Origin of the sequence: Allocoleopsis sp. (assembly GCF_036703385.1) — a bacterium.
Classification (GTDB): Bacteria; Cyanobacteriota; Cyanobacteriia; order Cyanobacteriales; family Coleofasciculaceae; genus Allocoleopsis.
The window spans coordinates 1-4,137 of sequence record NZ_DATNPA010000241.1 but is presented as its reverse complement, the minus strand read 5'-3'; the positions used below and the strand labels follow the sequence as shown (position 1 = coordinate 4,137).

Sequence of the window (4,137 nt, the reverse complement as noted above, 5' to 3'; positions counted from 1 at the left end):
TGCCAGTTTGACCCGCTTGGGCATCGATGGTACTGTTGCGACGTAGCTGTAAAGACCGCGTCTGGAGCGTGATATTCCCGCCTTCTCCTGTTTCTTCCGTAGCGGCGGCGATGCTGCCCCCGTTGTCTAGAAGGATCGAGTCAGCTACTACATTCAAGTTGCCTGCGTTCTTCCCTGTTCCTCGATTACGGACGCTGAGTCTTCCCTCATCCCGCAGAATCAATTGTCCAGTTTTTACACTCAGGGTTCCCGCTGTACCTAACGAACCATTCACAGCCGTAGCTGCCAAAGCGCTTTGAGCAGAGGGACTAATGCCATCGGGAGACTCAGACTTACCAATTAACTCTACGCTGTCAGAAGCCGTCACTATAATATCTCCACCATTCCCCTTATCATAAGTACTCGCCCCAATCGCAGCCCCATCCCGTACCGATAAGCGCGGCGTTGTCACCTGCACATCTCCGGCCTTTCCTTCCCCGAAGGTACTGCTAAACAAGCCAGTGATAAAGCGAGTCCGAGAATCACTGGGTATGAGGTTAAATGGAGGGGTACCGATCAGTTCCACTGACTGGGAGGCATTAACCGTTAATTCTCCACCGCGCCCGGAGCTAAGCGTACTGGTTGTCATGACACCATAGTCTCGCACGAGCAACCGTCCTGTATTAACCGTTAAGTTTCCAGAATCACCCCCACCAATTCCAGTCCCAGTGATTAAGGCAGAAGCTGTCAGTTCGGTGTTTTCCGAAGCATTGACGGTTAAATCTCCACCATGACCCGATCCAGCCGTAGAAGTGGCAACAATCGCTCCATTACGGGCAATCAACGAGGGCGTATTAATCACCACATTCCCAGCTGTACCCGAACCATAACCTAGAGTAAACAAGCCGTTGCGTAGGTTAGCCGGTCTAACTCGTCCCGTTAAAAACAGTCCTATATCCTGGAGATAAGTTCTCGTTCCCGTTCCGGTTAATTCGACTGAGTTGGAAGCGTTGACAGCGATTTCCCCTCCCGGTTGCGAACCCAAGGTTAATGCCTCGATACGTGACTCTTCACCCAGTCGTAGCGATCGCGCCCAAACCTGAATATCACCCCCTCCTTCACCATTGGCACTCACCACCGCCTTTTTAGATAGTTGTATATCTTGGAAGTTCTGCACACCTTCATACCCCAGTCGCCAGTCATTACCACTTGGCTTCAGGCTGACAAAACTATTGCCAGCAAGGCTACCAAGTTCAATTCGTCCGCGAGGTGCCGCAACTGTACCGCCTTGCAGCGTCACGTCACCGCCCAAAAGTCCCAAAGTTCTTCCTGGTGGCACTTGTAGCGTTGAACCCTGCACCTGCACAGAGCCGGGTGTTGCTCCGAATTGCAATCCTAAAGGAACGCTGACGGTTAGTAGTGAAGGATTTTGAGGAGTTGTTGCACTGAACTGGTTGCCATCAGCCAAGACTACGCTGCTGGCGGTACTTGCAAAGAAAGAACCCTTTACATCGAGACGAGCATTGGGTCCAAACAAGATGCCGTTGGGATTAATCAGGAATAAATTGGCAGAACCATCAACACCCAGCGTCCCTAAAATATTGGAAGGATTAGCGCCTGTGACTCGCGTAATGATATTTTCAATTCCCGTCGGTGAGGCGAAATAAACCCGCTGTCCATCGTTAAGATTAAACTCTAAAAAACTGTGGAATAGGTTAGCGCCTCTAGAGGCTCCACCATCGATGCGATCGCCGGGTTGGTTATTGATAATAACGCCAGGAGTAACGACGGAACTTTCGCCACCCAAAGTGGTATCCGGGATTAACTGAGCGAATGCTCGACCTTGGGAAAGTAAAAAGTAAAAAAGTACAAGTAAAACGTAAGTAATATTCTGTTTTTGGTTCTTGAAGGAACTATTAAGGCTGAGCTTGTTTAATGCGTCCCCTATCAGCAAGCCGTTGACTTCACTCAGGGGCTTTGACTCACGGTACCAATCTTCCGTTTGCTGTGCCAACGTCCTTCCCCCCACAACTTCAACCCTAGTTTGGGGGTTGTTTAGGGGATTTCTATCTGTCAAAAGGTAAGAATTATCCTATGACAGTTGCGTAAATCCTTAGAATTAGATAAGCACTTCGACACCCTTCACCAATTTGTTGAGTCTGTTGGTGATGAAGTTAAAGGCTTTGGCGCAAAATTATCAGGTGCAAGCTTCTCAGGTGTAAGCTTGTCAGGTGCAAAACCCTCAGGTAGACACTTGTTAGGAGGTAACTCCTGAGATGAAAGCGGCTCACAACTATGTTGCTCACCTCGTGTTGCACCGCCTTGCCTATTCACAGGAAGCGAGCCTGTAGGCGGCGGATTGAATGCATTCTCCAGCTTGTCGCTGACTGAGGAAGAGTTCGACTGTTCTTGAGCCTGTCCGGGGAAATTAACAGCAAGCCCCAAATACAAAGCCAAACTCACTATCGTGAAGTGCTTGATGAACATGGCTACTCAACTAAATTTTCGGGAAAAAATGATTAAATAATGATTACAGACTGATAACATATTGCGCGGTAATGCTCTTTACATCCTCCTTTTTAAGGAGGCTTTGATTACCCGATAAAGCAGTAATCAGTATTCTGTGCAGCTCTTGTCAGCCTGATATAGGCAGTAGTCGTAACCAGTGGGTTCACACTCATGCGAGACGTTAACATAAAATTTTCTAAAATTGCGCCTAATGTTCCTCTAAAGATTAAGTTCTTGCGTAAGGAGCGTTAGTCGTTTCACGTTATCTTTATGAAAAAATATAAATTTAAGCTATGTAAATTTATACGTTTGTAAATACTTATCAAATGTAACTTTTCTGTAAATAAATGCTAAAAAGCCTGCCAGCAGATAGAAATAGATAAATGCAGATAGATATTTTATCAGTTAAATTTACAATTCTTTAAGAATAGGTTGCCGTGTAACCCGGTAAATGCGTTTTTTTATAAGATTAACTTATGACTAAACTAAATTTAGTAAATGACTAAACTTCACAAAAGCTTCATAATATCTATTGACGTGACAAGAGAAAGCCACTATTAAGGACGGCAAGACACCGTATCTCTTGGTTAACATTGTGCTAAGTGCACTCCTTTGCTTTGCTCAAGAACAAACCTTGCCGCCATGAGTAAGTTGCCAGATTTCTCCACGCTAGGCTATCAAGTCATCCGAGAACTCGGTCACAATTATATTGGCGGTCGAATTACCTATTTGGCAGCTAATCTCAGAACTCAGCAATCAGTAGTCGTTAAACAGTTTCACTTTGCCAAGTTTAGCTCTGATTGGTCAGGCTTTAAAGCATACGAGCGCGAAATTCAAGTACTTCAAGGCTTAAATCATCCTGGCATCCCCCGTTATCTGGATTCCTTTGAAACCCCAGATGGCTTCTGCATGGTACAGGAATATAAAAACGCCCAGTCTTTAGCTGTGCCGCGCAGTTTCGAGCCGGATGAAATCAAGCAAATTGCTGTTTCGATTCTCGAAATTTTATTGTATTTGCAAAATCGCATTCCTTCCGTTATCCACCGGGATATCAAACCCGAAAATATCTTGGTTGACGATCAACTGAATGTTTACCTGGTAGATTTTGGTTTTGCTCGAATTGGCGGTGGGGAAGTAGCGATGAGTAGCGTGGCATTGGGTACGCTTGGTTTCATGCCGCCAGAACAACTCTACAATCGCCAACTTACGGAAGCAACCGACCTCTACAGTCTGGGAATGACGCTGATTTGCTTGCTGACTGGGATAAAATCTACTGCAATTGACACCTTAATAGATGAAGATAATCGAATTAATTTCAAGCCCCTAGTTTCTAAGCTTAGTTTTCGCTTTATTGACTGGCTAGAAAAACTAGTCCAGCCTAATCCCAAAAATCGTTATGCCAATGCTGCTGCTGCCTTGGAAGCACTCAAGCCAATTTATGTTATCCGCATACCGGAAGTTCAGCTAAGTCAATCTAGCTTGAAGTTCAAGGCATCCAGACTTGGTGAAAGGCTGATTCAAACGGTTACGATAAATAACTCTATCCCCGATACGGTTTTAGAGGGCAGATGGGAAGTAGCACCCCATCCCAGTGATCCGCCGCACACGCCAGAAACACATGCTTGGATTAAGGTTGCACCAGCACAGTTT

3 protein-coding genes are annotated in these 4,137 nt (G+C 45.8%); 1 reads left to right on the top strand and 2 read right to left on the bottom strand.

Going from position 1 to position 4,137, the window contains the following annotated elements:
* Together V6C93_RS11700 and V6C93_RS11695 are read right to left on the bottom strand one after the other, a co-directional pair.
* On the bottom strand, positions 1-1,993 hold a 1,993-nt coding region (locus tag V6C93_RS11700), incomplete at its 3' end, for a filamentous hemagglutinin N-terminal domain-containing protein (RefSeq protein WP_333476834.1).
* Positions 1,994-2,121: 128 nt separating this feature from the next.
* Positions 2,122-2,466, bottom strand: a complete 345-nt coding sequence (locus tag V6C93_RS11695) for a hypothetical protein (protein WP_333476833.1) — start codon at positions 2,464-2,466, stop codon at positions 2,122-2,124.
* Positions 2,467-3,129: 663 nt separating this feature from the next.
* On the opposite strand from V6C93_RS11695, the gene V6C93_RS11690 reads away from it, so the two are divergent.
* The coding region (locus V6C93_RS11690) for a serine/threonine-protein kinase (RefSeq protein WP_333476832.1) at positions 3,130-4,137 on the top strand (1,008 nt) is incomplete at its 3' end.